At 57.7% G+C, this 22,668-nt stretch carries 29 protein-coding genes; 18 read left to right on the forward strand and 11 right to left on the reverse strand.

Annotated features, from left to right (window positions below; genetic code table 11):
- Positions 1-93 precede the first annotated feature (93 nt).
- Genes fliF through fliP form a run of 4 tightly spaced genes read left to right on the forward strand, consistent with a single transcriptional unit; the run spans position 94 to position 3,290 of the window.
- Positions 94-1,683, forward strand: a complete 1,590-nt coding sequence (gene fliF / locus AC2FID_RS10650) for a flagellar basal-body MS-ring/collar protein FliF (RefSeq protein ID WP_282170162.1) — start codon at positions 94-96, stop codon at positions 1,681-1,683.
- A complete protein-coding gene (locus AC2FID_RS10655) occupies positions 1,683-2,279 on the forward strand; it encodes a FliH/SctL family protein (RefSeq protein WP_282170163.1) in 597 nt (198 codons plus the stop codon). Before fliF ends, AC2FID_RS10655 begins: the two co-directional genes overlap by 1 nt.
- Positions 2,272-2,559, forward strand: a complete 288-nt coding sequence (locus AC2FID_RS10660; RefSeq protein ID WP_282170164.1) for a FliM/FliN family flagellar motor switch protein — start codon at positions 2,272-2,274, stop codon at positions 2,557-2,559. The genes AC2FID_RS10655 and AC2FID_RS10660 overlap by 8 nt, the downstream gene beginning before the upstream one ends.
- Positions 2,559-3,290 carry a flagellar type III secretion system pore protein FliP gene (fliP, locus tag AC2FID_RS10665; protein WP_282170165.1) on the forward strand — a complete coding sequence of 244 codons (732 nt, stop codon included), beginning with the start codon at positions 2,559-2,561 and terminating at the stop codon, positions 3,288-3,290. Before AC2FID_RS10660 ends, fliP begins: the two co-directional genes overlap by 1 nt.
- Positions 3,291-3,294: 4 nt before the next feature.
- Here the strand turns inward: fliP and AC2FID_RS10670 are convergent, their stop codons facing one another.
- A complete protein-coding gene (locus tag AC2FID_RS10670; protein WP_282119611.1) occupies positions 3,295-4,737 on the reverse strand; it encodes a sensor histidine kinase in 1,443 nt (480 codons plus the stop codon).
- The gene (locus AC2FID_RS10675; protein ID WP_282119610.1) at positions 4,734-5,465 is read right to left on the reverse strand and encodes a response regulator transcription factor; all 732 of its coding nucleotides are present in this window, start codon (positions 5,463-5,465) and stop codon (positions 4,734-4,736) included. The genes AC2FID_RS10670 and AC2FID_RS10675 overlap by 4 nt, the downstream gene beginning before the upstream one ends.
- A gap of 217 nt (positions 5,466-5,682) precedes the next feature.
- On the opposite strand from AC2FID_RS10675, the gene AC2FID_RS10680 reads away from it, so the two are divergent.
- The 4 genes from AC2FID_RS10680 to AC2FID_RS10695 are packed head-to-tail and all read left to right on the forward strand — an operon-like array spanning position 5,683 to position 9,850.
- Positions 5,683-6,927, forward strand: a complete 1,245-nt coding sequence (locus AC2FID_RS10680; RefSeq protein ID WP_058279073.1) for an ABC transporter substrate-binding protein — start codon at positions 5,683-5,685, stop codon at positions 6,925-6,927.
- A gap of 57 nt (positions 6,928-6,984) precedes the next feature.
- A complete protein-coding gene (locus tag AC2FID_RS10685; RefSeq protein WP_058275014.1) occupies positions 6,985-7,857 on the forward strand; it encodes a carbohydrate ABC transporter permease in 873 nt (290 codons plus the stop codon).
- A complete protein-coding gene (locus AC2FID_RS10690; RefSeq protein WP_058279072.1) occupies positions 7,850-8,749 on the forward strand; it encodes a carbohydrate ABC transporter permease in 900 nt (299 codons plus the stop codon). The genes AC2FID_RS10685 and AC2FID_RS10690 overlap by 8 nt, the downstream gene beginning before the upstream one ends.
- A 3-nt stretch (positions 8,750-8,752) precedes the next feature.
- Positions 8,753-9,850 carry an ABC transporter ATP-binding protein gene (locus AC2FID_RS10695; RefSeq protein WP_496836755.1) on the forward strand — a complete coding sequence of 366 codons (1,098 nt, stop codon included), beginning with the start codon at positions 8,753-8,755 and terminating at the stop codon, positions 9,848-9,850.
- A gap of 72 nt (positions 9,851-9,922) precedes the next feature.
- Here the strand turns inward: AC2FID_RS10695 and AC2FID_RS10700 are convergent, their stop codons facing one another.
- Together AC2FID_RS10700 and AC2FID_RS10705 are read right to left on the reverse strand one after the other, a co-directional pair.
- Positions 9,923-10,522: an MlaC/ttg2D family ABC transporter substrate-binding protein gene (locus tag AC2FID_RS10700; RefSeq protein WP_058275011.1), complete on the reverse strand. Its 600-nt coding sequence runs from the start codon at positions 10,520-10,522 to the stop codon at positions 9,923-9,925.
- A complete protein-coding gene (locus AC2FID_RS10705; protein ID WP_082649379.1) occupies positions 10,512-11,339 on the reverse strand; it encodes an MlaA family lipoprotein in 828 nt (275 codons plus the stop codon). Before AC2FID_RS10705 ends, AC2FID_RS10700 begins: the two co-directional genes overlap by 11 nt.
- 291 nt (positions 11,340-11,630) lie before the next feature.
- Between AC2FID_RS10705 and AC2FID_RS10710 the strand changes: the two genes are divergently transcribed.
- From AC2FID_RS10710 to AC2FID_RS10725, 4 genes are read left to right on the forward strand one after another with little or no spacing between them, the layout of a single operon-like run.
- A complete protein-coding gene (locus tag AC2FID_RS10710) occupies positions 11,631-12,086 on the forward strand; it encodes a RidA family protein (RefSeq protein ID WP_058275010.1) in 456 nt (151 codons plus the stop codon).
- The gene (locus tag AC2FID_RS10715; RefSeq protein WP_496836758.1) at positions 12,083-12,850 is read left to right on the forward strand and encodes a glycerophosphodiester phosphodiesterase family protein; all 768 of its coding nucleotides are present in this window, start codon (positions 12,083-12,085) and stop codon (positions 12,848-12,850) included. Before AC2FID_RS10710 ends, AC2FID_RS10715 begins: the two co-directional genes overlap by 4 nt.
- 45 nt (positions 12,851-12,895) lie before the next feature.
- A complete protein-coding gene (locus AC2FID_RS10720) occupies positions 12,896-14,083 on the forward strand; it encodes a GNAT family N-acetyltransferase (protein WP_496836760.1) in 1,188 nt (395 codons plus the stop codon).
- Positions 14,080-14,373, forward strand: coding sequence for a 4a-hydroxytetrahydrobiopterin dehydratase (locus AC2FID_RS10725; RefSeq protein WP_058275007.1), 294 nt, complete (start codon positions 14,080-14,082; stop codon positions 14,371-14,373). The genes AC2FID_RS10720 and AC2FID_RS10725 overlap by 4 nt, the downstream gene beginning before the upstream one ends.
- On the opposite strand, the gene AC2FID_RS10730 is transcribed toward AC2FID_RS10725, so the two are convergent.
- From AC2FID_RS10730 to AC2FID_RS10745, 4 genes are all read right to left on the reverse strand, one after another.
- Positions 14,370-14,678 (reverse strand): hypothetical protein, encoded by a 309-nt coding sequence (locus AC2FID_RS10730; protein ID WP_058279069.1) that lies wholly within the window; start codon positions 14,676-14,678, stop codon positions 14,370-14,372. The two genes, AC2FID_RS10725 and AC2FID_RS10730, sit on opposite strands and share 4 nt — an antisense overlap.
- Before the next feature lie 33 nt (positions 14,679-14,711).
- Positions 14,712-15,062 carry an EF-hand domain-containing protein gene (locus AC2FID_RS10735; RefSeq protein ID WP_282170169.1) on the reverse strand — a complete coding sequence of 117 codons (351 nt, stop codon included), beginning with the start codon at positions 15,060-15,062 and terminating at the stop codon, positions 14,712-14,714.
- Between the two features lie 10 nt (positions 15,063-15,072).
- Positions 15,073-15,318, reverse strand: coding sequence for a glycine zipper 2TM domain-containing protein (locus AC2FID_RS10740; protein ID WP_496836763.1), 246 nt, complete (start codon positions 15,316-15,318; stop codon positions 15,073-15,075).
- Positions 15,319-15,421: 103 nt separating this feature from the next.
- Positions 15,422-15,907 (reverse strand): peroxiredoxin, encoded by a 486-nt coding sequence (locus tag AC2FID_RS10745; RefSeq protein ID WP_496836765.1) that lies wholly within the window; start codon positions 15,905-15,907, stop codon positions 15,422-15,424.
- Positions 15,908-16,006: 99 nt separating this feature from the next.
- Here AC2FID_RS10745 and AC2FID_RS10750 point away from each other — a divergent pair, with 99 nt between their 5' ends.
- The 4 genes from AC2FID_RS10750 to AC2FID_RS10765 are packed head-to-tail and all read left to right on the forward strand — an operon-like array spanning position 16,007 to position 18,612.
- The gene (locus AC2FID_RS10750; protein ID WP_496836766.1) at positions 16,007-17,218 is read left to right on the forward strand and encodes an NAD(P)/FAD-dependent oxidoreductase; all 1,212 of its coding nucleotides are present in this window, start codon (positions 16,007-16,009) and stop codon (positions 17,216-17,218) included.
- A complete protein-coding gene (gene rsmD / locus AC2FID_RS10755) occupies positions 17,215-17,772 on the forward strand; it encodes a 16S rRNA (guanine(966)-N(2))-methyltransferase RsmD (RefSeq protein ID WP_058275002.1) in 558 nt (185 codons plus the stop codon). Before AC2FID_RS10750 ends, rsmD begins: the two co-directional genes overlap by 4 nt.
- Position 17,773: 1 nt before the next feature.
- Positions 17,774-18,409 carry an HAD family hydrolase gene (locus tag AC2FID_RS10760; protein ID WP_496836769.1) on the forward strand — a complete coding sequence of 212 codons (636 nt, stop codon included), beginning with the start codon at positions 17,774-17,776 and terminating at the stop codon, positions 18,407-18,409.
- Positions 18,410-18,444: 35 nt separating this feature from the next.
- Positions 18,445-18,612, forward strand: coding sequence for a hypothetical protein (locus AC2FID_RS10765; RefSeq protein WP_496836771.1), 168 nt, complete (start codon positions 18,445-18,447; stop codon positions 18,610-18,612).
- On the opposite strand, the gene map is transcribed toward AC2FID_RS10765, so the two are convergent.
- Entirely contained in the window at positions 18,600-19,412 is an 813-nt protein-coding gene (map, locus tag AC2FID_RS10770; protein ID WP_496836772.1) for a type I methionyl aminopeptidase, read from the reverse strand. The genes AC2FID_RS10765 and map overlap by 13 nt on opposite strands.
- A 200-nt stretch (positions 19,413-19,612) precedes the next feature.
- On the opposite strand from map, the gene AC2FID_RS10775 reads away from it, so the two are divergent.
- Positions 19,613-20,428 carry a class I SAM-dependent methyltransferase gene (locus AC2FID_RS10775; protein ID WP_496836774.1) on the forward strand — a complete coding sequence of 272 codons (816 nt, stop codon included), beginning with the start codon at positions 19,613-19,615 and terminating at the stop codon, positions 20,426-20,428.
- A 27-nt stretch (positions 20,429-20,455) separates the two neighbouring features.
- On the opposite strand, the gene sfsA is transcribed toward AC2FID_RS10775, so the two are convergent.
- A complete protein-coding gene (gene sfsA / locus AC2FID_RS10780) occupies positions 20,456-21,172 on the reverse strand; it encodes a DNA/RNA nuclease SfsA (protein ID WP_496836775.1) in 717 nt (238 codons plus the stop codon).
- Between the two features lie 39 nt (positions 21,173-21,211).
- Positions 21,212-21,967 (reverse strand): SDR family NAD(P)-dependent oxidoreductase, encoded by a 756-nt coding sequence (locus tag AC2FID_RS10785; RefSeq protein ID WP_496755365.1) that lies wholly within the window; start codon positions 21,965-21,967, stop codon positions 21,212-21,214.
- Between the two features lie 99 nt (positions 21,968-22,066).
- On the opposite strand from AC2FID_RS10785, the gene AC2FID_RS10790 reads away from it, so the two are divergent.
- Positions 22,067-22,630, forward strand: coding sequence for a TetR/AcrR family transcriptional regulator (locus tag AC2FID_RS10790; protein WP_282170177.1), 564 nt, complete (start codon positions 22,067-22,069; stop codon positions 22,628-22,630).
- The last annotated feature ends 38 nt before the right edge of the window (positions 22,631-22,668 follow it).

A 22,668-nucleotide genomic window follows, 5' to 3' on the forward strand; every position in this document is an offset into this window, starting at 1 on the left:
TCGTCATAACCCGACAGGGACTAACCGATTGTTAAGGGCAATCATCCAAACAAGGGATGCGTCGCACAGAATGTCGGCGAGTCGGAGGTGATCGTGCAGCAGATCGGAACTGTCTGGGCAAGTTTGGACAGGCGTAAACAAATCATTGTCGCGGGTGCAGTCGTGCTGATGTTTCTGGGGATCCTGGCGATGTCGCGTCTGGTGACAACACCGTCGATGACCCTGCTTTACGCCGGTTTAGAAAGCGGCGCTGCAGGGGATATTGTCCGTTCATTGGATCAGCGCGGTGTGCAGTATGAGATTCGCGGCGGCTCCATTTATGTGCCGGGATCACAACGGGATGAGCTGCGCTTGACGCTGGCCAGCGAAGGTCTGCCGGCAACCGGAAACCGGGGCTACGAGCTGCTGGATTCGCTCAGCGGGTTTGGCACAACGTCGCAGATGTTCGACGCCGCCTATTGGCGCGCCAAAGAAGGAGAGTTGGCCAGAACCATTGTCGGCAGCCCCCATATCAGCCAGGCACGTGTGCATATTGCCAACGGTTCAGCCAATCCGTTCCAACGCAGTGTTGCACCAACCGCATCGATCTACCTGGTCGCGTCGGGCACGGACATCACGTCGGATCAGGCAAAGGCGATCCGGTTTCTTGTGTCGTCCGCAGTCAGCGGACTGGCGCCCGAGAACGTCACCGTCATCGATTCGAATGGCGCAGTGATCGGAGCACAGGACAACCCGGTGTCCGCAGATACCGCTGACGATAAATCGCGCCAGCTGCGCGAACGGGTTCTGCGTCTGATCGAAGCCCGGGTCGGAGCTGGAAATGCGGTGGTCGAGGTGAGTGTCGATACGGTTACCAAGACAGAATCAATCCGCGAACGGCGTTTCGATCCCAATGGCCGTGTGGCCATCAGCACCGATGTCGAAGAGCGTTCGGACAGTGCCCGCAACCAATCCGGGGATGTGACGGTTGCGTCAAACCTGCCCGATGGCGATGGCGCGGGCGGGGACGAATCCAATTCTAACGCAACCCAGACCCGAGAACGGGTCAACTACGAGGTTTCCGAGACCGAGCTTGAGGTTCACAACGGCCCCGGCGCCATCAAGCGACTGACGGTTGCTGTTTTGGTAAACGGAACGCGATCCGTGGACGCAAACGGCAGTGAAACATTCACGCCGATGCCGCAGGCCGAGATGGATGCACTGCAGGAGCTTGTGGCCTCGGCAGTGGGCTACGATGCCGAGCGGGGCGACGTTATAACACTGAAATCGCTGGATCTGCCGGCGGTCGAGCCGCAGGGCAGTCTGGCAACCGCCTCGCTGTGGCAGAAGGTGCATTTCGACGCGATGTCGCTGATTCAGTTGGCCGTATTGGCGCTGGTTTCCCTGGTACTTGGGGTGTTTGTCATCCGCCCCATACTGACCCAACCGGCGACTGCTCCGGCGCTGTTGCCCGCAGGTACAGCCCAGGAACCTGACGCATACCTGACCGGCGAAATTGCGACGGATGAGGGCGGCCAATTCACCACCTTACCGGGGCAGGCGCCCACTGAGAACGTTCCGGCGCTTGCGACCGATGCCGGGGCGGACCCGGTGGATCGGCTCAGGGCGATGATCGGCGACAAGCAGGAAGAAACGGTCGAAATACTGCGCAGCTGGCTGGAAGAAGGTGAGGAGCGTGTGTGATGTCGATTGCCCATCTTCTTGAGGATTTCACTTTACAGGCCGGCGGCGGACAGCTGCACGTACTGGATGAGGACGCGTTAGAGGAACAAAGGCTGGCTTCGTTCGAGCAAGGCTATAGCGCCGGCTGGGAAGACGCGGTCCAGGCGCAAGAGCAGAGCCGGGGGCAGGTTTCGGCCGAATTGGCCAAATCGCTCGAAGATATGTCTTTTACCTACCATGAAGCGGTTAACCGGATGGCCCTGTCACTGGAACCGATGTTTCAGAGCCTGACACAGCTGGTTTTGCCTGAAATGCTGGACCGAGGGTTTGCCGTTCGACTTGTCGAGCAGCTCACCGATATGGCGCGCGGGCAGATCGGACAGCCCATGCAAATCTTCGTACCCTCAGGTCGTGTGAACGAGGTGGAGGACCTGATCCCCGCCGAGCTTTCATCGCCTGTGCAGGTGATCGAAGACCCGACGCTTGAGGTAGGGCAGTCGCGGCTCAAGGTCGGGGTTTCCCAGCGCGAGGTGGATTGCAGCGGCTTGCTTGCTGCGGTCGATCAAGCCTTTCAGGCATATGTTTTTCAGGTAAAAGAGGCAGTGACCAATGAGTGATCCGCAAACCCCGAAATCCGAGAAGCCCAACCCGTTCGAGGCCGTTCCGATTGAAGTCACCGTATCGGTTGGCCGGGCGCGCCCTTTGATCCGTGATCTGCTGAACATGGGGGAAAACGCCGTGCTGATGCTGGACAAACGCATCGAGGATCCGGTTGACCTGTATGTCGGCGACCAGCTTGTCGCGCGCGGTCTGCTAGAGGAGATAGAGGGCGAGCAGGCCGGTCAGCTGGCTGTGCGTCTGACCGAAATCGCGGACCTGCAAAACGGGATCGGCTGATGCGCCGATTTCTAATTCTGGCGGTCGCGTTTGCGGTTTTGACCCCGTCTTTGACCACGGCGCAGGAGTTGTCTGTCTCGCTGGGCGAGGGCGGTTCGATATCTGCGCGAACGATTCAGTTGATCCTGTTGATCACCGTGCTCAGCCTGGCTCCGGGATTGGCGATCATGATCACCTGTTTTCCGTTTCTGATCACCGTTTTGGCGATCCTGCGCCAGGGTATCGGGTTGCAGCAATCTCCTCCCAATATGCTGATTGTCAGCCTGGCGTTGTTTCTGACTTATTTCATCATGGAGCCGGTCTTTTCCGAAGCCTGGACAACAGGAATTCGGCCGTTGGTCGATGAAACGATGGAGGTCGAGCTTGCATTGGAGCGTGCATTACAGCCGTTTCGCGGTTTCATGGCTGCGCGATTGGACCCCGATACGTTTCACGCCATGGCCGCCCTGCGCCCCGGTGGTGATGCCACAACGCTGTCGCCCGACGCGCCGCTGTCCATCCTGATGCCATCCTTCATGCTGTCCGAAATTGCGCGCGCTTTTCAGATCGGGTTTCTGGTCTTTCTGCCATTTCTGATCATCGACCTTGTGGTTGCGGCTGTGCTGATGTCGATGGGGATGATGATGGTGCCGCCAGCCACAGTGTCCTTGCCGTTTAAACTGGCGTTTTTTGTCATCGCCGACGGGTGGTCCCTGATCGCCAGCGCGCTTGTGCGCAGTTATGCGACCTAGGTTTTTATTGCCGGGCGATTTGCAGACAGGCGCGCAGGCCGCAGTCGCCGGCCTCAAAGCGCATTTCTCCGCCATGCTGTTCGGCCACGGTGGCGGCAATTGTCAGGCCCAAACCATAGCCGTCAGAAGATCCGGTGTTGGACCCACGACGAAATGGGGCCATCAGGTTTTCGATGTCCTCCACCGACAGATCGGTGCCCTTATCTTCGACCGTGATCGTCGCGGTGGTCGCATCGGTCGCCAACTGCACTTCGGCGTGTCGACCATATTTCAACGCGTTGTCGATCAAATTGGTCAGCGCACGCCTAAGCGATATGGGCCGCGCCATGACCAGAACGCGGCGTGTTTCGGTCAGCTGTCCGTGTCCGCGCCGGGACATGAAAACCGATGTAACCCCATCGACCGCGACGGGGTCGGTCTTTTTTAGTGTCACGGGCAGGTCCATATCCTGATAATCGGCGACCAGAGCCTCCACCAAAGAGGTCAGAGAAATCTGGCGCGGTTCCTCAACATCCAGTTCGGATCGCGTATAGGTCAGGACACTTTCGATCATGCCCGTCATCTGATCCACATCCGCCTCGAGCTTTTCGCGTAGTTCATCGTCGGGGATCAGAGCGGCACGCAGGCGCACGCGTGTCGCAGGGGTACCCAGATCGTGGCTGACGCCGGACAAAACCGTTGCCCGCTTTTCAAGCTGCGCGCGCTCGGCCTCAAGATGGGCGTTCACCGCCGAGACGATATCGCGCAGTTCATCCGGGCCATCCGCCTCGTAGCTTTCCGGCCCCCCAAGGCGCTGCCGTTCGCGCAACGCGCGGGCAAACCGGGTGAAGGTATCTGAGACGTTACTGACTGCGGATAAGATGACCGCCATTGCGACGATCCCCATAAGTATTGCGGGCAGACGTAAATCCGTTGGGGCCGCCTGACAGCCCCATATCTGTGTCCCGTCGACCTGATGCCAGGCCTCGCGTCCAAATTTCGCAATCAGGATCGGCTCACTGCAATATGTTGCCAGCAACCGGGTCAGGTTTCCCATCTTTTCAGGCCCGGTTTGATCACTGCCTGACACAATGTCCGACACCGGATAAACCAACCGGTCGGACAGGATCGCCACGGTTAATTCACGCCCGCTGAGCGGCGAGGAACTGTCGGTCAGGATCGAAAGGTTGGTGACGAAGCGGCGGTTTGAAAACCCGGGCAACCGCTGAAATTCACCATTATCGGCAAGGGCCGTATCCTGGGGCGGCAAGGGCGTAATCGACAACCCTTCGGAGGGGGCCATGCCTGTTCGCAATTCTTCGTAGACGGTGAACCCTGCTACAAAAGATTGCAGCAGGTAGTCATTCCAGGCGCGCGCCGAAGCGAACCATAACCCTGCAGACAGCAAACCGGCAGCAAAGGCTGAAAGGGTCCAAAGCCACCCCAGATTGCGCAGGCGCAGTGTCATTCTTCGACCGAAATGTCGGCGGCAAAGATATACCCGACCCCACGTTCCGTGCGCAGCATTTGCGGATCTTTCGGGTTGGTCTCGATCTTGGATCGCAGGCGACCGACCAGCATGTCGATGGCGCGGCCCTGCGCTTCGGACTTGTCACTGTCCCCCGTGACATCCAGTGCCGTGACGATTTCATCGCGCGTAAGCGGAATATGTGGATTGGCCAGCAAGACCTTGAGCAGGGCGGTTTCCCGCTGTGACAACGCGACCAAATAGCCTTCTGGCGAATGCAAATCATCACGCTTTCCGTCAAAGACCCAGCCGTCAAAACGGAAGGTGCGGGTTCTGCGGCGATACGCCAGCGAAGACGACCGCCGAGCGCGCTGCATCACTGCCCTGACACGGGCCAGCATCAATTGGGGGTTGAACGGTTTGGCAATGTAGTCGTCTGCCCCAACTTCGTACCCTGCCATGCGCTGATGGTCGGCGGACAGGGCAGAGACCAGAATGATCGGGACGTCCTGTTCGCGCCGCAACCGGGCGCAGATATCAATCCCGTTCTCGTCCCCCAGCATGACGTCCAACAAAATCAGATCGATCCGGCCATTGGACAGGTGCGCCCGGATTTCCCGCTCGGAACTGGCGGGAAGGGCGATTAAGCTGTTTTGCTGCAATAGCTGCGTCATCATCGACCGCATCTCAGGGTCGTCATCCACCACCAGAAGCCGCGGAATGCTCACTCTGTCTTTCCTCCCGATCTTTTCCCTCTGTCGTTGTCCATTGTAACGAATGGAAACAGATTCAATGCCAACGTAACACGCTGTAACAGAAGTGGTGAAAATTTGGGCCGTTTCCGTGCTTTACTATGAATTCCGCTTTGCCAGACGGCGATCTGACCACAGTAATAGCGCCATCGCTGCTTTGGCAGTCACTGAGTTCTCAGGGAGGAGACAAAAAATGAAGCGTTTTGCATTTGCCACCGTTTCGACTTTGGCCGTTGTGGCCGGATCGTCCGTTGTGGCCGAGCCGCAGGCGGAAGTACTGCACTGGTGGACCTCGGGTGGCGAGGCCAAGTCGGTTGCCGTTCTGCAGGAAGAATTCGCCTCGAACGGCGGCACGTGGACCGACATGCCCGTCGCGGGTGGCGGTGGTGATGCTGCAATGACCGCGCTGCGGGCCCGCGTTCTCTCCGGTAATGCGCCGACCGCCGTTCAGTTGAAAGGCCCTGCCATTCAGGAATGGTACGAAGAAGGCGTTCTGGCCGACATCTCGAACGTTGCCGAGGCCGAAGGCTGGGCGGATGTCCTGCCTGCGTCGATCGCAGGCCATATGATGTGCGAAGGCACTTGGTGCGCTGCACCCGTGAACGTGCACCGCATCGACTGGATCTGGGCGAATGCTGATGTTCTGGCGGCAAACGACATCGAAATGCCCACCACATGGGATGAGTTCAACGCAGCAGCCGAAAAACTGCAGGCCGCTGGTGTGATTCCGCTGGCCCACGGTGGTCAGGCCTGGCAGGACGCGACCGTGTTTGAGGCGGTTGTCATGGGTATTGGTGGACCAGAATTCTACCAGAAAGCCCTGGTCGATCTCGACCCCGAAGCGTTGACGTCCGACACAATGGTACAGGTCTTTGACCAGATGCGTACCATGCGTGGATATGTTGACGAGAACTTCTCGGGTCGCGACTGGAACCTGGCCACCGCCATGGTGATGAATGGCGAGGCCGCTTTCCAGATCATGGGTGACTGGGCCAAAGGTGAATTCCTGGCCGCTGGCAAGAAGCCCGGCGAAGATTTCCTGTGCGCCTCGACCCCCGGTGACGGTTATCTGTACAACGTCGACAGCTTTGCCATGTTCGAAGTCGAAGGTGACGACAACCGCGCCGGTCAGGAACTGCTGGCCAAACTGATCGTCGCACCGAACTTCCAAGAAGTGTTCAACCTGAACAAGGGTTCGATCCCTGCACGAACCGACGTAGCGCTGGATGCCTTTGATATCTGTGCGAAAATCTCGGCAGAAGACATGGGTACGACCTCGGCAGGTGGTTCGCTGCTGCCGTCTTACGCCCATGGCATGGCGCTGCGCGGGTCGCAGTCTGGTGCGATCACGGATGTTGTGACCGCACATTTCAACTCGGATATGTCCTCGGCTGACGCGGTTCAGCAACTGGCGGACGCAGTGGCCAACAGCTACTGATCCAAAACGCTCTGCCCCCTATACCGCGGGGCAGAGCACTTTTCCCCGGAGGAAAAAATGTCCGAATGGCTGGAAAACCACCTGCCCAAGGTGGTGCTGGCACCGTCGTTCATCGCCGTATTGATTTTTGTCTACGGATTTATCGGATGGACCGCATGGGTGTCGCTGACCCGATCGAAACTACTGCCGAAATACGAGATCCATGGCTTCATTCAGTATGAACGCCTGTTCGATTCCCCTCGCTGGGATACGGCAATCAACAACCTGTATATCTTTGGCGCGCTGTTCATCGTGATCGCGATGGTGCTGGGGCTGTTGCTGGCCATCCTGCTGGATCAGAAGATCCGCGTCGAAGGGGTTATTCGCACCATCTACCTGTACCCGATGGCACTGTCGATGATCGTGACCGGCACCGCATGGAAGTGGATCCTGAACCCAGGTCTGGGCATTGAATCCATGGTGCAGGGCTGGGGCTTTCCGAATTTCGAATTCGATTGGCTGGTGAACCCCGATTACGCTATCTACACCATTGTGATTGCCGCGATCTGGCAAAGCTCGGGCTTTGTTATGGCGCTGTTTCTGGCCGGGCTTCGTTCGGTGGATGGTGAAATCATCAAAGCCGCTCAAGTCGATGGTATCCCCACATGGCGCATCTATACGGCGATCATCATACCGTCGATGGCACCGATTTTCCTTTCTGCCTTCATCGTGCTGGCCCACCTAGCGATCAAGAGCTTTGACCTTGTCATCGCGCTGACAGGTGGCGGTCCGGGATACGCGACTGATCTGCCAGCCACATACATGTATGCCATGGCGTTTTCGCGCGGCGATATCGGTCAGGCGGCCTCTTCCGCGATGATCATGATGCTGGTCGTCTTTGCCATCGTGGTTCCATATCTTTATTCAGAGCTGAGGGCGAAAAATGACTGATCTGTCGATGCCCCAAACCCAAACCCGCTCGCAGAGCGCCACTGGCAAGATTGCCCTTCGTTGGCTGCTTTACGTCCTGCTGGGCCTGTTCGCGCTGTACTACCTGATGCCGCTGTTCGTGATGTTAACCACATCGTTGAAAAGCCTTGAGGAAATTCGCACTGGGTCCTTGATCTCACTGCCGCGCGAAGTCAGCTTCGATGCCTGGAAAACCGCGTGGTCCGGCGCTTGTACCGGTATCCAGTGTGAAGGTCTGCGGCCTTACTTCTGGAACTCTGTCCTGATCGCGGTGCCTGCGGTGTTTTTGTCCACCCTGATTGGTGCGCTGAACGGCTATGTCGTGGCGCAGTGGCGGTTCAAAGGCGCGAACATCATCTTCTCGCTGATGCTGTTTGGCTGCTTTATTCCGTTTCAGGTTGTTCTGCTGCCAATGGCGCGGCTGCTGGGCATGATGGGGATCGCCGGAACCATTCCGGGCCTGATCTTTGTCCACGTGATCTATGGCCTTGGCTTCACTACGCTGTTCTTCCGCAACTACTATGTCACCATTCCGGCCGAGCTGACCAAAGCCGCTCGGGTCGATGGGGCAGGCTTTCTGCGGATTTTCTGGTCGATCTTCCTGCCGCTGTCGCTGCCCATCATCGTGGTGACAGTGATCTGGCAGTTCACGCAGATCTGGAATGACTTCCTGTTCGGCGTGTCGTTCAGCCAGGCGGGCACGCAGCCCGTGACTGTGGCGCTCAACAACATCGTAAACTCCACCACCGGCGTCAAAGAGTACAACGTCGACATGGCCGCCGCGATCATCGCGGGGCTGCCGACGCTGCTTGTCTATGTCGTTGCCGGTAAGTATTTCATCCGCGGCCTGACCGCTGGCTCTGTGAAGGGATAACCCATGGCTCCCATCCTTGATATCAACAAACTCTACAAGAATTACGGTGCAACCGAGATTCTGAAGGACATCAACATCTCGATCGAACCGGGTGATTTCCTGGTGCTGGTCGGCCCCTCGGGCTGCGGTAAATCCACCTTGCTGAACTGCATTGCGGGGTTGGAGGAAATCACCGACGGGACACTGGCGATTGGCGGCAAAGACATGACTCATGTCAGCCCCAAGGACCGCGACATCGCTATGGTGTTCCAATCCTACGCTCTGTATCCGACTATGAGCGTCGCCAAGAACATCACCTTCGGCATGAAGGTGCGCGGGGTCGATCAGGCAACGCAGGAGGCCAAGCTGAACGATGTGGCCTCGCTGTTGCAAATCGAGCCGCTGCTGAACCGTCGTCCCAGCCAGCTATCCGGTGGTCAGCGTCAGCGTGTGGCGATGGGCCGGGCGCTGGTGCGTGACCCCAAGCTGTTCCTGTTTGATGAACCGCTGTCGAACCTCGATGCCAAGCTTCGGGTTGAGATGCGGACCGAGATCAAGAAGCTGCACCAGACATTGGACGCTTCCATCGTCTACGTGACCCACGATCAGATTGAGGCGATGACGCTGGCCACCAAGATCGTGGTCCTGAAGGGCGGTATCGTGCAGCAGATCGGCAGCCCGGCCGAGATTTATAATAACCCGGCCAATCTGTTTGTCGCTGATTTCATGGGCTCGCCGGCGATGAATCTGATCCCTGCGCAGGTCACCAAAAACGGGCCGGGTACACAAATCGTCATCTCGCGCGATGCCGGCGAAACGCTGGTTCTGAACGATGCGCGCGATCTGGCGTTGCCCGAGGATGTGATCCTGGGTTTGCGCCCAGAGGATATCGCCGAGGCCGGGTTCCGTGCCGGTGATGGTGTGCAGGAAGCGGCGTGCATGGTCGATATGGTCGAACCTGCAGGGGCCGACACCTATGTCGTATCAGAACTGGGCGGCAAGCAGGTGACCGCAAGGTTACATGCCGAAACCAGCGCGCAAGCGGGCAAGATGCTGAACTTGGCGTTTGATATGAGTAAAGTATCGTACTTCGCCAAAGAAACCGGCGAGCGCCTGAATTAAAAGAAAAAAACGCCGCGCGATTGAGTTCGCGCGGCGTTTCTTTGCGTTTGAACTGGGTCAGCTGACCTTGTTCTAGCTCAAGTCCTTGATCAGGCGGTTCAGGTCGCCGCCACGGGCGTCCAGCATCGCGCCAACCTCGGTTCGTTCGGTCAGCAGCATATTCACCCCTTCGATGAACATGTTGAAGAACTTGTCGCGGCCTGATTTGTCCGAAACTAGGAATGTCACCTCGAACGGGGACGAGCCCTGCAGCTTAACCGAAGTGCGTACCTCGTAACCGGCCTTGATTTTCCGGGCCTTCCGGACGGTGACTTGCCCACCAATGAATTCGCGGAAACGTCGACCATATTTGTTCGAGATATAGCCCTGAAACGCTTTGGTGAACTGCTTCAACTGCGACGGGCTGGCCGAACGGGCGTCCGCACCCAGCACATAACGTGCCATGATCGGCACATCGGCATATTGCACAAAGACCTTTTCGAAATCGCGGATCATCGCCTTTTCGGATTTGCCCGAGGCGATAATGCGGTTGATGTCATCCACGACGCTGACGACCAGAGCCTTGGCGCTGGCTTCAGTCTGGGCAAAGGCGGAAAAGGGCAGCGCGGTCAGTGCCAGGCCGGCAAGGCCAGTGGCGACAAAACCGCGTCGGTTCATATGGTTACTCGGCATAGGGGTCCTCATAGGGGTCCTCGTATGGGTCTAGGTAGGGATCTCTGACAGGGTCGGTCCCGTTGTCTGCATAAGGGTCGTCGTAAAGACCCAGATAGGTTTCTTCGTCGTCTCTCGCCAGTTCGAAGCGGCGATTTTGTAGGTAAATGGTCCGCGCCTGCGCATAACTGTCGGCGCTTTCATACAGGATCGAGTCGACCGTGTCCGAAAAACGCCCCCGATCACCCATCCGGCGCACGACCTCGGCGTAGACACCAATATTGTCGACCGGACGGACCGGAGAGAAGTTGATCGGGTTCGAGAACAGGTTGACGATAACGCCAATCGAGTCCCGCTGCGTTGACGGGCCATAGAGCGGCAGCTCGACATAAGCCCCTTCGCCGAAACCCCAGACGTGCAGCGTTTCACCGAAATCGGTATCCACAGGCGGAAGGTTCAGCTCGTCGGCGGGGGCTGACAACCCCAGGCCACCAACGGTTGTGTTGATCACAAACTGCAGCAATGCGTTGCCTGACTGCTTAAGGTTGCCTTGCAGCAGGTAATCCACGGCTTGGCCCGGCATCGTCAGGTTTTCGGCAAAATGGTTAAAGCTGGTCACCATCGGGTCGGGCACGATCTTTACGTACCCTTTCGAGGCCGGGCGAAACAGAAATCGGTCGACACCAAGGTTGAACTTGTGGATGCCCCGGTTGTTGCGTTCGTACGGATCAAATGCTTCACCCTGCTGAACACCCTCCGGAGGGCGTGTGGTGCAGGCGCTGAGAACTGCCAATACGGACACAACGATCAGGGGTTTTAGGCTGATTCTGCTCAACACGGTCTTTGCCACTCCAAAACGTTCGGACAGTCCGTGCCCGAACACTTAATCAATACTCGCTTCGGCCGTTGTGCCCGGCCTACCCAAAGTCACATAGGCGTTTCGCTACCAATATGAAACAGATAGCGTTTAACCTGCCGAATAGGTCAACGTAAAGTGACACAGGTTCAACAGTTCAGAATAAGAAAAGTTACGCCCACAACCGGTGCAGGTCACATCGCCGTTTTCGCACTTTTCGATCCTTGCCTTCCCGGTTAGCTTCGCTCCGACTCAAATTTGGGAGGAGACCTCATGAGCATCGCGGCGAAACTGGAAAGCCTGGGTGTCAACCTACCGGACGCGCCTGCGCCGGCGGCCAACTACGTGCCCTTCGTGCGCGTGGGCAATATCGTCTATGTCTCGGGGCAGATCTCGAAGGCGGATGATCTGATCACTGGCAAGCTGGGCGACAACATGGAAGTCGAAGCAGGCGCTGCTGCGGCCAAGGTATGTGCGATCAACCTTCTGGCGCAGGTCAAAGCGGCCTGTGGTGGTGATATCGAAAAGCTGGTGCGCGTCATCAAGCTGACCGGGTTTGTGAACTCGACGGCAGATTTTACCGCGCAGCCGCAAGTCATCAACGGTGCGTCAGACTTTCTGGTCGAAGCGCTGGGTGATGCAGGTCGCCATTCGCGTTCGGCCGTCAGTGCGGCGGCACTGCCCTTGGGCGTCGCGGTTGAGATCGAAGGTATCTTCGAAGTTCAATGACGCCCGCGCTGCCTGACGTATTCCTTCAAGTCCCGCTGGCGCATCGCGCGCTGCACGATAAACAGGACAACCGCCCGGAAAACAGCCGGGCGGCCATTCGCGCCGCTGTGGACGCCGGGTATGGGATTGAGATTGATCTGCAACGGACCTCGGACAACCGAGCCATGGTGTTTCATGACTATGACATGACCCGCCTGACCGGGCAGTCCGGTCCGATACAGCAGATCACGTCGGTTCAGGCGTCGGGCACCACGCTATTGCACGCGGACGATGGTATCCCGACGCTGGATGAGGTGCTGCAAATCGTGTCAGGTAAAGTACCGCTGCTGATCGAATTCAAAGATCAGGACGGCGCGATGGGCACATCGGTGGGCCCGCTGGAACAAGACGCCGTGCGTGCATTGTCAGGTTACGATGGGCCGGTGGCGTTGATGTCGTTCAACCCAAACTCGGTCGCTGAACTGGCGCGGCTGGCACCGCATCTGCCGCGTGGCATTGTGACAGGATCGTACCAGCCCAAGGTCGAGCTGTTACCTCAGAGTGTTTGTGACCACCTGCGCGACATTCCGGATTTCGACCGTGTCGGGGCCAGTTTCATCAGCCATGAGGTCGAAGACCTTGACCGCCCCCGCGTGGCCGAACTGAAGGCACGCGATGTACCGATCCTGTGCTGGACCGTGCGGTCGCCTGAACAAGAGGCAGAGGCCCGCGAAGTTGCGGACAATGTGACGTTCGAAGGGTATCTGGCTGCACAACCGGGTTGAACCAGCCCTGCAACGTCACAGATAAAGATCAGAGGCGGAGGGCAAATGGATCAGGCACAGATCGAGGTTCGGGTGCTGGGCTCGCTGTCGCAGATATCTGCGGCGGAATGGGACAGCTGCGCCTGTCCCGAGGTTGCCGATGACGGCCGTCCGCTTGATCCGTTCACCACCCACCGGTTTCTGCTTGCGCTTGAACACAGCGGCTCGGTCGGGCGCGGAACTGGCTGGCAACCGCAATACCTGACGGCCCATCTGGACGGGATGCTGATTGCGGCGGCGCCGATGTATGCCAAATCCCACAGTCAAGGCGAATACATCTTCGACCACAATTGGGCGCATGCCTATGAAGGTGCCGGGGGTCGTTATTATCCCAAGCTGCAGATCGCCGTGCCGTTCACACCCGCAACAGGTCGGCGTTTTCTGGTGCGTCCCGGCTATGACTCGGTTGGCATGTCTGCGCTGGTGCAGGGGGCGGTGCAATTGGCTGCGGATAATCAGGTGTCTTCGGTCCACGCAACCTTCTGCACCGAAGCCGAGGCGCTGGCGGGCGAACAGATGGGCCTCATGCTGCGTCAGTCGCAGCAGTTTCACTGGCTGAATGACGAATATCAAGATTTCGACGGATTTCTTGCGGCGTTGTCATCGCGCAAGCGCAAGAATATCCGCAAAGAACGCGCGCAGGCCATCGATTTTGGCGGCGAAATCCGCACTCTGACAGGGGATTACCTGCGCCCCGAACACTGGGATGCCTTCTGGCAGTTCTATCAGGACACCGGGTCCCGTAAATGGGGCGTTCCCTATCTGACCCGCCAATTCTTTGATATTGCGCATGAAACCATGGCGGACGACATGGCCTTGGTGCTGGCTGAACGGGACGGATACCCTATCGCAGGGGCTTTGAATTTCATCGGCCGCGAAACGCTTTTTGGCCGGTATTGGGGTTGCACTGAGCATCACGCCTGCCTGCATTTCGAACTGTGCTATTATAGGGCGATCGATTTTGCCATTGCGGAAGGTCTGGCACGGGTAGAAGCAGGCGCGCAGGGTGAACATAAGCTGGCGCGCGGTTACTTGCCCACGCGCACGCATAGCTTGCATTGGGTCAATGACCCGGGCTTTGCCGATGCGATCAAGAAATATCTGGACGCCGAGGCCCACGCAGTGGGAGAAGAGATCGAGATTCTGACAGATTACGGTCCGTTCAGAAAATCGAATTCGGAGGAACAGCAATGACGGAACTATTGTCGACCGAAACTCGCGGCCCTCTTCTTGATCCGCTGTTCGACAACGGCTGGACCATGGTCACCGACCGGGACGCAATTACCAAGACCTTCATATTCGAGGATTTTGTTCATGCCTTTGGCTGGATGACCCAGGTGGCGATCTTTGCCGAGAAATGGAACCACCATCCCGAATGGTCAAACGTGTACCGCACGGTCGAGGTCGTCCTATCCACCCATGATGTGGGCGGTTTGTCAGCGCTGGATGCCAAGTTGGCGCGTAAAATGGACAGCCTAGTTTAACGGTCTCCTCTGGATCCCATGCCGCCGGCCAGAGAAGCTATTTCACCCAGACGACGGAAATCGGCGGGTGTGACCGTGCCGTTGCTGACGTCGATGTCTCGTGGAATACCGGTTGTCCGATTCCCAACCGAACGAACGCTGCGCGCCGCCGGATTGATGTCCAAACATCGCGTATCATAGCACGTCAGGCCCGAAGTACTGATCTGGATCTGGGGCTGTCCGTTCGGTCCGGTCACCACGGGGGCCTGCGGCGCATCACAGGCGGCAAGAAACCCCAGAATGCCGAGGGCTATCCACTTTTTCATACCACACTCCTATCGTTCAGCCCGGTCGTGCGATCAATCCAACTGGCCGTTTCCGTTCTGATCGGCGGCCAGGAAATCATCGCCCATCTGCTGGTCATACTCTGATCGTGAAATAAAGCTGTCGTTGTTGCGGTCAACGTTTTGAAACCGCTTTATGTCCAGAAACGGCTTGGCTTCTTCCAGACCCAGCGTTCCGTTCTTGTCTTCGTCCATGGCCTGAAAAGCATAATCCGAAAAGGCGTTGAACTCGTCCTTGGACAGGAAGCCATCGTTGTTGGAATCAATGGCGTTCAGTTCCTTTTCGTGCAGTTCAGCCACTGTTTCCGCCAAGGTTGGACTGGCCACCAGAATGATCGTTGTCGTTAGAATAGCTGTTTTCATCATCATTCTCTCCTCAGCACGCGTAACGCTGGCCCGAGACACCGCCCGTGACGGCCCCTGCCGCGGTCAGGATGTCCTTGCCGGTGCCACCACCGAATTGATTGCCAATCGCCCCGCCGATCAGTGCGCCGCCTAGTGTGCCGCCGAGGCAGGCGATCTCATGCTTTCGTGCTTGCTGCTGTTGAGGTGTCGGGGCCGGGCCACACGCTGCCAGCGCGCCTGCAACACCCAGAATGACTGTGATGACTTTGAGCTTCATCAAAAAACTCCCTGAATGAATGGGGCAAGTATCGACCCATCAGGAAGTTGCATCAAGTGAAATAGGGTTAACGTGGCCCCGGCTGTACCGGGGCCCGAGTGACCTAGATGGCCTCAAGCAGACCTTCACCCGCGGAAATCTCGCAGGCACCGGGGTTTTCCTCGAGGTTCAGCGCAACGACTCTGCCATCTTCGACCAACATCGCATAGCGCTTTGAGCGCGCAAGCAGGCCGACGGGCGGGGCGTCGAAATCCATGCCAATGGCCTTGGTGAATTCGGATGCGGCGTCGGCCAGCATGGTCAGGCCTGCGCCTGTCGCGCCAGTGGCTTCGCCCCATGCGCTCATTACAAAGGGGTCGTTGACCGAGACGCAGATGATTTCGTCCACGCCCTTGGCGTCGAACTGTTCCTTGGTGCGCATAAAGCTGGGCACATGGGCCGAGTGGCAGGTCGGCGTGAATGCGCCGGGCACAGCAAAGATCACAACTTTGCGGCCTTTGGTCTTGTCTGAAATCCGAACCTCTTCGGGCCCTTCTGCCCCCATTTGTGTCAACGTTGCGTCGGGAAGCGTATCACCGGTTGAAATCATCTTGTTCCTCCTGTCGATTGGATTTGCAGAGTCGGCCTCAGCCGCAATATAGGTGAGCCAGAGAATGAAACCACGGGAATTTGACAGGGCAGGACGAACATGAGCCATATTGTTGTGATCGGAGCCGGGCAGGCGGGATCATCTCTTGTTGCAAGGCTGCGCAGGGGCGGGTTTGAAGGCGATATCACGCTGATCGGTGCCGAGCAGCATCTGCCCTATCAGCGCCCGCCACTGTCCAAAGCTTATCTGCTGGGAGAGATGGAGCTTGAACGCCTGTTCCTACGCCCCGAAAGTTTCTACGCCGAAAACAACATCACCCTGCGTCTGGGTCAGCGCGTGACTGCGATCGACCCCAAGGCCAAGACCGTGACCCTGGGCGATGAGGTGATTTCTTATGACGAACTGGCCCTGACCACTGGTTCCGACCCGCGTTACCTGCCTGCTGCCATTGGCGGTGATCTCGAAGGCGTCCATGTCGTGCGCGACCTGACCCATATCGACGAGATGGAGCCCCGCGTTAAAGAGGGCGCCCGCGCCCTGATCGTTGGCGGTGGCTATATCGGGCTTGAGGCGGCTGCCGTCTGTGCCAAGCGCGGGGTCAAGGTTACTCTGGTCGAGATGGCGGAACGGATTTTGCAACGCGTCGCAGCACCGGAAACCAGCGACTACTTCCGTGATCTGCATTCCGAATACGGTGCCGACATTCGTGAAGGCGTCGGGCTGGATCGTCTGGTCGGCGAAGACGGCAAGGTCACCGGGGCCACTCTGAGTGATGGCACCAAGCTTGAGGTTGATTTCGTCGTGGTAGGCGTGGGCATCGCACCCTCGACCGAATTGGCCGAGATGGCCGGGTTGGAATTGGACAACGGCATCAAAACGGATGCCCATGGCCGCACCTCTGATCCGGCTATCTGGGCGGCGGGCGATTGCGCGTCGTTCCCACATGATGGCGGCCGTATCCGGCTGGAAAGTGTACCGAATGCCATCGATCAGGCCGAGATCGTTGCTCAGAACATGCTGGGTGCCGCCAAAGACTATGTGGCGACGCCGTGGTTCTGGTCGGACCAGTATGACGTCAAACTACAGATCGCAGGTCTGAACACCGGCTATGACAGCGTGGTGACCCGAAAGGGTGACGGGCAGACGGTGTCCTTCTGGTACTACAAAGGCGACCAGCTGATCGCGGTCGACGCCATGAACGACCCGCGCGCTTACATGGTCGGCAAACGCCTGATAGACGCGGGCAAAACGGCCGACCCGGCCGTCGTGGCCGACCCAGACGCGGACCTGAAACCGCTGCTCAAAGCGTGAGGATCATCGCCGGAGAGTTCCGAGGTCGCGCCTTGGCCTCGGTCGGCAAAGGAGATGCCGGGGCGCATCTGCGTCCCACCACTGACCGTGTGCGTGAAAGCCTGTTCAATGTGCTGAGCCATCAGATCGACTTTGATGGGCTGCGTGTTCTGGACCTTTTCGCCGGCACCGGAGCACTGGGGCTTGAGGCGCTGTCGCGCGGCGCGGCGCATGTGACGTTCGTGGATGACGGGCGTGTGGCTCAGGGACTGATCCGTAAGAACATTGATCTGACCCACAGCAAGGATCGTACCGATCTAATCCGTCGCGACGCGACACGGTTGGGTGACAATACGGGCACGCCTTGTGATCTGATTTTTCTTGATCCGCCTTACGGCAAAAGCCTGGGACAAAAGGCGCTTGCGACGGTCACTCAAGGGGGGTGGCTGGCAAAAGACGCCTTGATCGTCTGGGAAGAAAACGCCCCCATGGAAGCGCCCGAAGGGTTTGACCTGCACAATGCGCGAAAGTATGGCGACACGCATATTTCGCTGATGTGGCGGACAGAGGTCTGATATGCACGACCTGGTCATTTTCGATTGCGATGGTGTTTTGGTCGACAGTGAGCCCCTGTCCAATCAGGTGATGGTTGCGAACTTTGCCCGACATGGACTGTCCTTGACGGCGGAGGAGTGCCACAGGGTTTTCACCGGCAGGACCATGCCGGAAGTGCAGGATATCGCGCGCGATTTGGGGGCCGACCTGCCCGAGAACTGGATTATGGAATTCGATGCCGAAACCGACGCCCGACTGCGTCAGGGTGTTCCTTTGGTTCCGGGTGTAGCGGAATTGATGACGCTCTTGGATGCGCGCGGAATTCCTTTCTGCGTGGCGTCCAATGGCGGGCCCGGCAAAATGCGAGTCACGCTGGGGCAGAATGGTCTTTGGGATCGCTTCAAGGATGTGATGTTTTCAGCCTACACTTTGGGAGTCGGTAAGCCTGACCCCACCATGTTCCTTACAGCAGCCCGTCAATTTGAGGCCACCGCGCCAGTTGTAATTGAAGACAGTGCCAGCGGCGTTACCGCAGCAATCCGTGCCAATATGCGCTGCCTGGGCTATGTGCCTGATGGAAAAGGTGCATTTCTGGCGGACCTCGGAGCAGAGGTTTTCACCGACATGGCCGAGGTTCCAGCCCTTTTGGGAATTTGACTTGACCGTGGTAAGCTCGGCTTATGGACCGCGCTTTGACTCCACCGCTCTGGACCCCTTCTAAGGACGCCGAAGCCCGCACCGGCCCCGAGCCTAAGCCAATGCGCGCGCCTGTGTTCATCCACGACGCGATTACGCCGTGGGGCAGGGAAACATTGCTGCTGAAACTCCTGCGCGAACAGGCGTCAGATCAGGACGAATAGGTCGGGTGGAACTTATCGCCCGGTGACAGGGTAAAGATATCAACACCATCAGCCGTCACACCCACCGAGTGTTCGAACTGCGCTGACAATGACTTGTCGCGGGTCACAGCGGTCCAGTCATCGGCCAGTGTTTTCGTCTCAGGACGGCCAAGGTTCACCATCGGTTCGATGGTAAAGAACATGCCCTCTTCCAGAACTGCGCCAGTGCCCGGACGGCCATAGTGCAGCACGTTTGGCGGCGCGTGGAATACCCTGCCCAGACCGTGGCCACAGAAATCCCGGACAACGCTCATCCGGTGCGCCTCGACATAGGCCTGAATGGCGTGGCCGATATCACCGAAGGTGTTGCCCGGCTTGACCGCCTCGATGCCTTTGAACAGGGCATCATGTGTCACTTGGACAAGACGCTCAGCCTTGCGGGGCAGTTTGCCCGCAACATACATGCGCGAAGTATCGCCGAACCAGCCGTCTACGATGACCGTAACGTCGATGTTCAGAATGTCGCCATCCTTCAGCTTCTTGTCGCCGGGAATGCCATGGCAGACCACGTGATTCACGCTGATACAGCTGGCATGCTGATAGCCCTTGTAGCCAATTGTTGCCGATGTTGCGCCTGCATCCTCGACCATCTGCGTGATCATGCCGTCAATCGCGCCAGTGGTCTGACCCGGAAAGACATGTTCTGCAATATCGTCGAGTATCCGCGCGGCCAAGGCTCCTGCCGCATGCATGCCGGCAAAGTCACCCTGTTCGTAAATGCGGATGCCGTCCTTGGTCAGGCGGCCACGATGTTCTTTCATCGACGCTAAGCTCCAAATGTTGCGCGCAGCCTGCCTTTTACGCTGCTTGTGCAGAAAGTTCCAGAGGGTGCGCGTTTGCGAGTGTTAGATGGCGCGGAACGCCCCCGGATCAAGGCTGCAAAGCCTGTCAAATTCGCTCAAAATCATAATTTCAGATAGAATGTTGTTCTTTCCCAGTGAGATCGTTTTGGAGGGTCAAAATGTCCAGCAATTCTGCCAGTTTTATCGGTGAAATTCCACACCATTACGATCAGGGTCTGGGACCGAACATTTTCGTAGACTATGCCGACAGGTTAACCGGGCTGTGTGGCGGCCTTGAAACGGGTCGCGTTCTGGAGCTTGCCGCAGGAACGGGAATTGTCAGCCGTAAGCTGCGCAACGCGTTAAACCCGTCTGTTTCACTGACGGTTACGGACCTTAATCCGCCCATGTTGGAGATTGCAAAAGCAAAGTTCTCCGGCAGTGAGAATGTCGAGTTTGTCCAAGCGAACGCAATGGAACTGCCCTTCGAAGACAACAGTTTTGACCTGATCGTTTGCCAGTTTGGCGTGATGTTCTTTCCAGACAAAACTGCGTCATATCGCGAAGCTGCCCGTGTTCTGAAGCCAGGTGGCCGGTACGTTTTCAACGTCTGGAGCGAAATGTCCGAAAACCCGTTTTCCGAAACAGCTCACAAAGCGGCGATGACGTTCTTTCCCGAAAACCCACCGGGATTCTACAAGGTCCCGTTCCACTATGGCGACCCCGACATCGTACACGCGGACCTTGCGGCCGCAGGTTGGGGAACCGTTACGCACGAAACCATAAGGCTGAACAAACCAATCGCCGACCTTGAGAAATTTGCGACAGCTCTGGTGTATGGAAATCCGTTGATTGACGAAATCAGAGCGCGCGGAGGCGTCGATCCGGATGCGGTTGTGGCCGAAATGCTGTCGGCGCTGCGGTCCAGATTTGTGGCCAGTGATATGGTGATGCCCCTGTCAGCAACCCAGTTCGAATGCCGAAACAAGGGGTGAACCGGACCTGACGGTGGGCGGGTGACATTATCCGGGCAGGTTAAAGTCCCCGAACCGTGTGGTATCCACCCAAACACCGTCGGGCGAAATTTGCGTACCATAAACCAATCGCTCGACACCCTTCGCCTGTGCTGTCTCAAATGCTGTCGCATAGGCCGCGTCTATATCCGCCGCCAAACCAAACCGGTCGCAATCGGTGCGTTGCACCAGATACAACATGATCGCGCGATGTCCTTGTGTCACCATGGCCGTCAGCTCTCCTAGATGTTTGGTACCGCGTGCGGTGACGCTGTCAGGGAACTCTGCCAAACATGGTTCACGGGACAAGGTCACGCTTTTGACCTCGACATAGGCGTCGGGCAGGCCAGGTTGCGTCAGCAGAAAATCAATACGGCTGTTTTCGCCGTACTTCACCTCGGGACGGACGGTTTCATAGGCTGCAAGCTCAGGTATTTCACCGGCTTCAAGGGACGCGCGCAGGGCTTTGTTGGGCACCGAGGTGTCAACACCGGTAAAATGCCCGTTCTCATGATCGACCAGACGCCAGCCGTATTTTAGTTTTTTCTTCGGGTCATCGTTGGGTTCCAACCAGATCTTCTCGCCGGGTTCCGCCAAACCCATCATTGACCCCGGATTGGCGCAATGGGCGGTTACTTCACGCCCGTCCTCCAACTGGCAATCGGCCAGAAAGCGTTTGTAGCGGCGGATCAGGCGGGCGGGGATCAATGGGGTGGCAAACTTCATGCCACCCGGCTTAACGTGCGCCCGTCCGTATGGGAAGTGTCAGACGAGGCCGGCCATTACGCCACCATCAACATCCCAGACTGCCCCAGTGACCCAACCCGCATCATCGGACAGAAGGTGGGTGACGGTATGCGCCACATCCTCGGGCCGACCGACGCGGCCGATCGGGTGGAAAGCGTCGAAAGCATCGGTCAAGGTCGCCTCGATCTGGTCCGGTGCGATGAAGGCACCATAGATGGGGGTCACCACCACCGCCGGAGAAACCGCATTCACGCGGATCTTATGTTCCGCCAGCTCCATTGCCAGATGCTGCGTCAGGGAATGAAGTCCGGCTTTAGCCATCGAATAGGCCGAGGACGGTGTGGCGCGAACTGCCTGTTTTGCCCACATAGAGCCTATGTTGACGATATTTCCGCCTCCGTTGGCTATCATGTTTTCGACCACGGCCTGCGTGATGAAAAAGGTCGCGCGGTTCAGGTCCAGATAGCTGTCGTAATCCTCGGCCGTGTGTTCCATGAATGGTTTTGGCGCGAATGTCCCGGCTGCATTCACCAATCCCTGAATGTGACGCGTGTCCGATTTGATCTGGTTGATCAGCCTTTCGACGTCTGCCGCATCACGCAGGTTCGCGCGGTGTATGTCCGCGGCGCCGCCAAGTTCCGCTTTCGCCGCGTCCAGCTTGCCAGCGGATGACCCGACAAGGGTCACGTGCCCGCCGCTTGCTATGATTTGGCGCGCTGTGGCGAGACCCATTCCGCTGGATCCGCCGACGATAAGTGTTGTTGTCTGTGTCATGATCAGATTCCCTATCTACTGATAGGTAGATATATTGAGCTTGGAAACTGAAATACAACCCCCTATCTAGTGGTAGGTAATTTTTAGATTGATGTGCAGATGCCCAAAACAGAAAAACCCTTGTCAGAAACTGCCAGCCGTATTTTGGATGTGGCCGAACGTATGGCGCGACAAGGCGGATATTATGCTTTCAGTTTTCGCGACATCGCAGCAGAAATCGGCATCAAATCGGCCAGCATTCACTACCATTTTCCCACCAAGGAAGCTTTGGGTGAGGCGCTGGTTACCCGGTACACTGATCGGTTCCTGGGGGCGTTGGGACGGTTGGACGAAGCCACGCCTTTGGAATCTCTTGAACAATATGTGGCGGCATATCGACAAGCATTGATCGAACAGGACCTTATGTGCCTGTGCGGTATGTTCGGTGCTGAAATCGCAAGGTTGCCGGACCCGGTCGCCAGAAGAACGCGTGAGTTTTTCGAACGCAATCTCGTATGGCTGGAAACGGTTTTCCGGGCCGCAGGGGCCGCGAATCCCGAAGCCCGAGCAGGGGAAACGATTGCCCGCCTGGAAGGGGCGATGATTCTGGCGCGGTCGATGAACGATATGGACCTGTTCCAACGCGTCACTGCCGATTTGCCTGCCCAAGCGCTGCGAGAATGACAAACGGGCCTTGCGAGGTTCAGCAGGAACGATATCTT

This window comes from Ruegeria sp. CDSC068 (genome assembly GCF_059610545.1).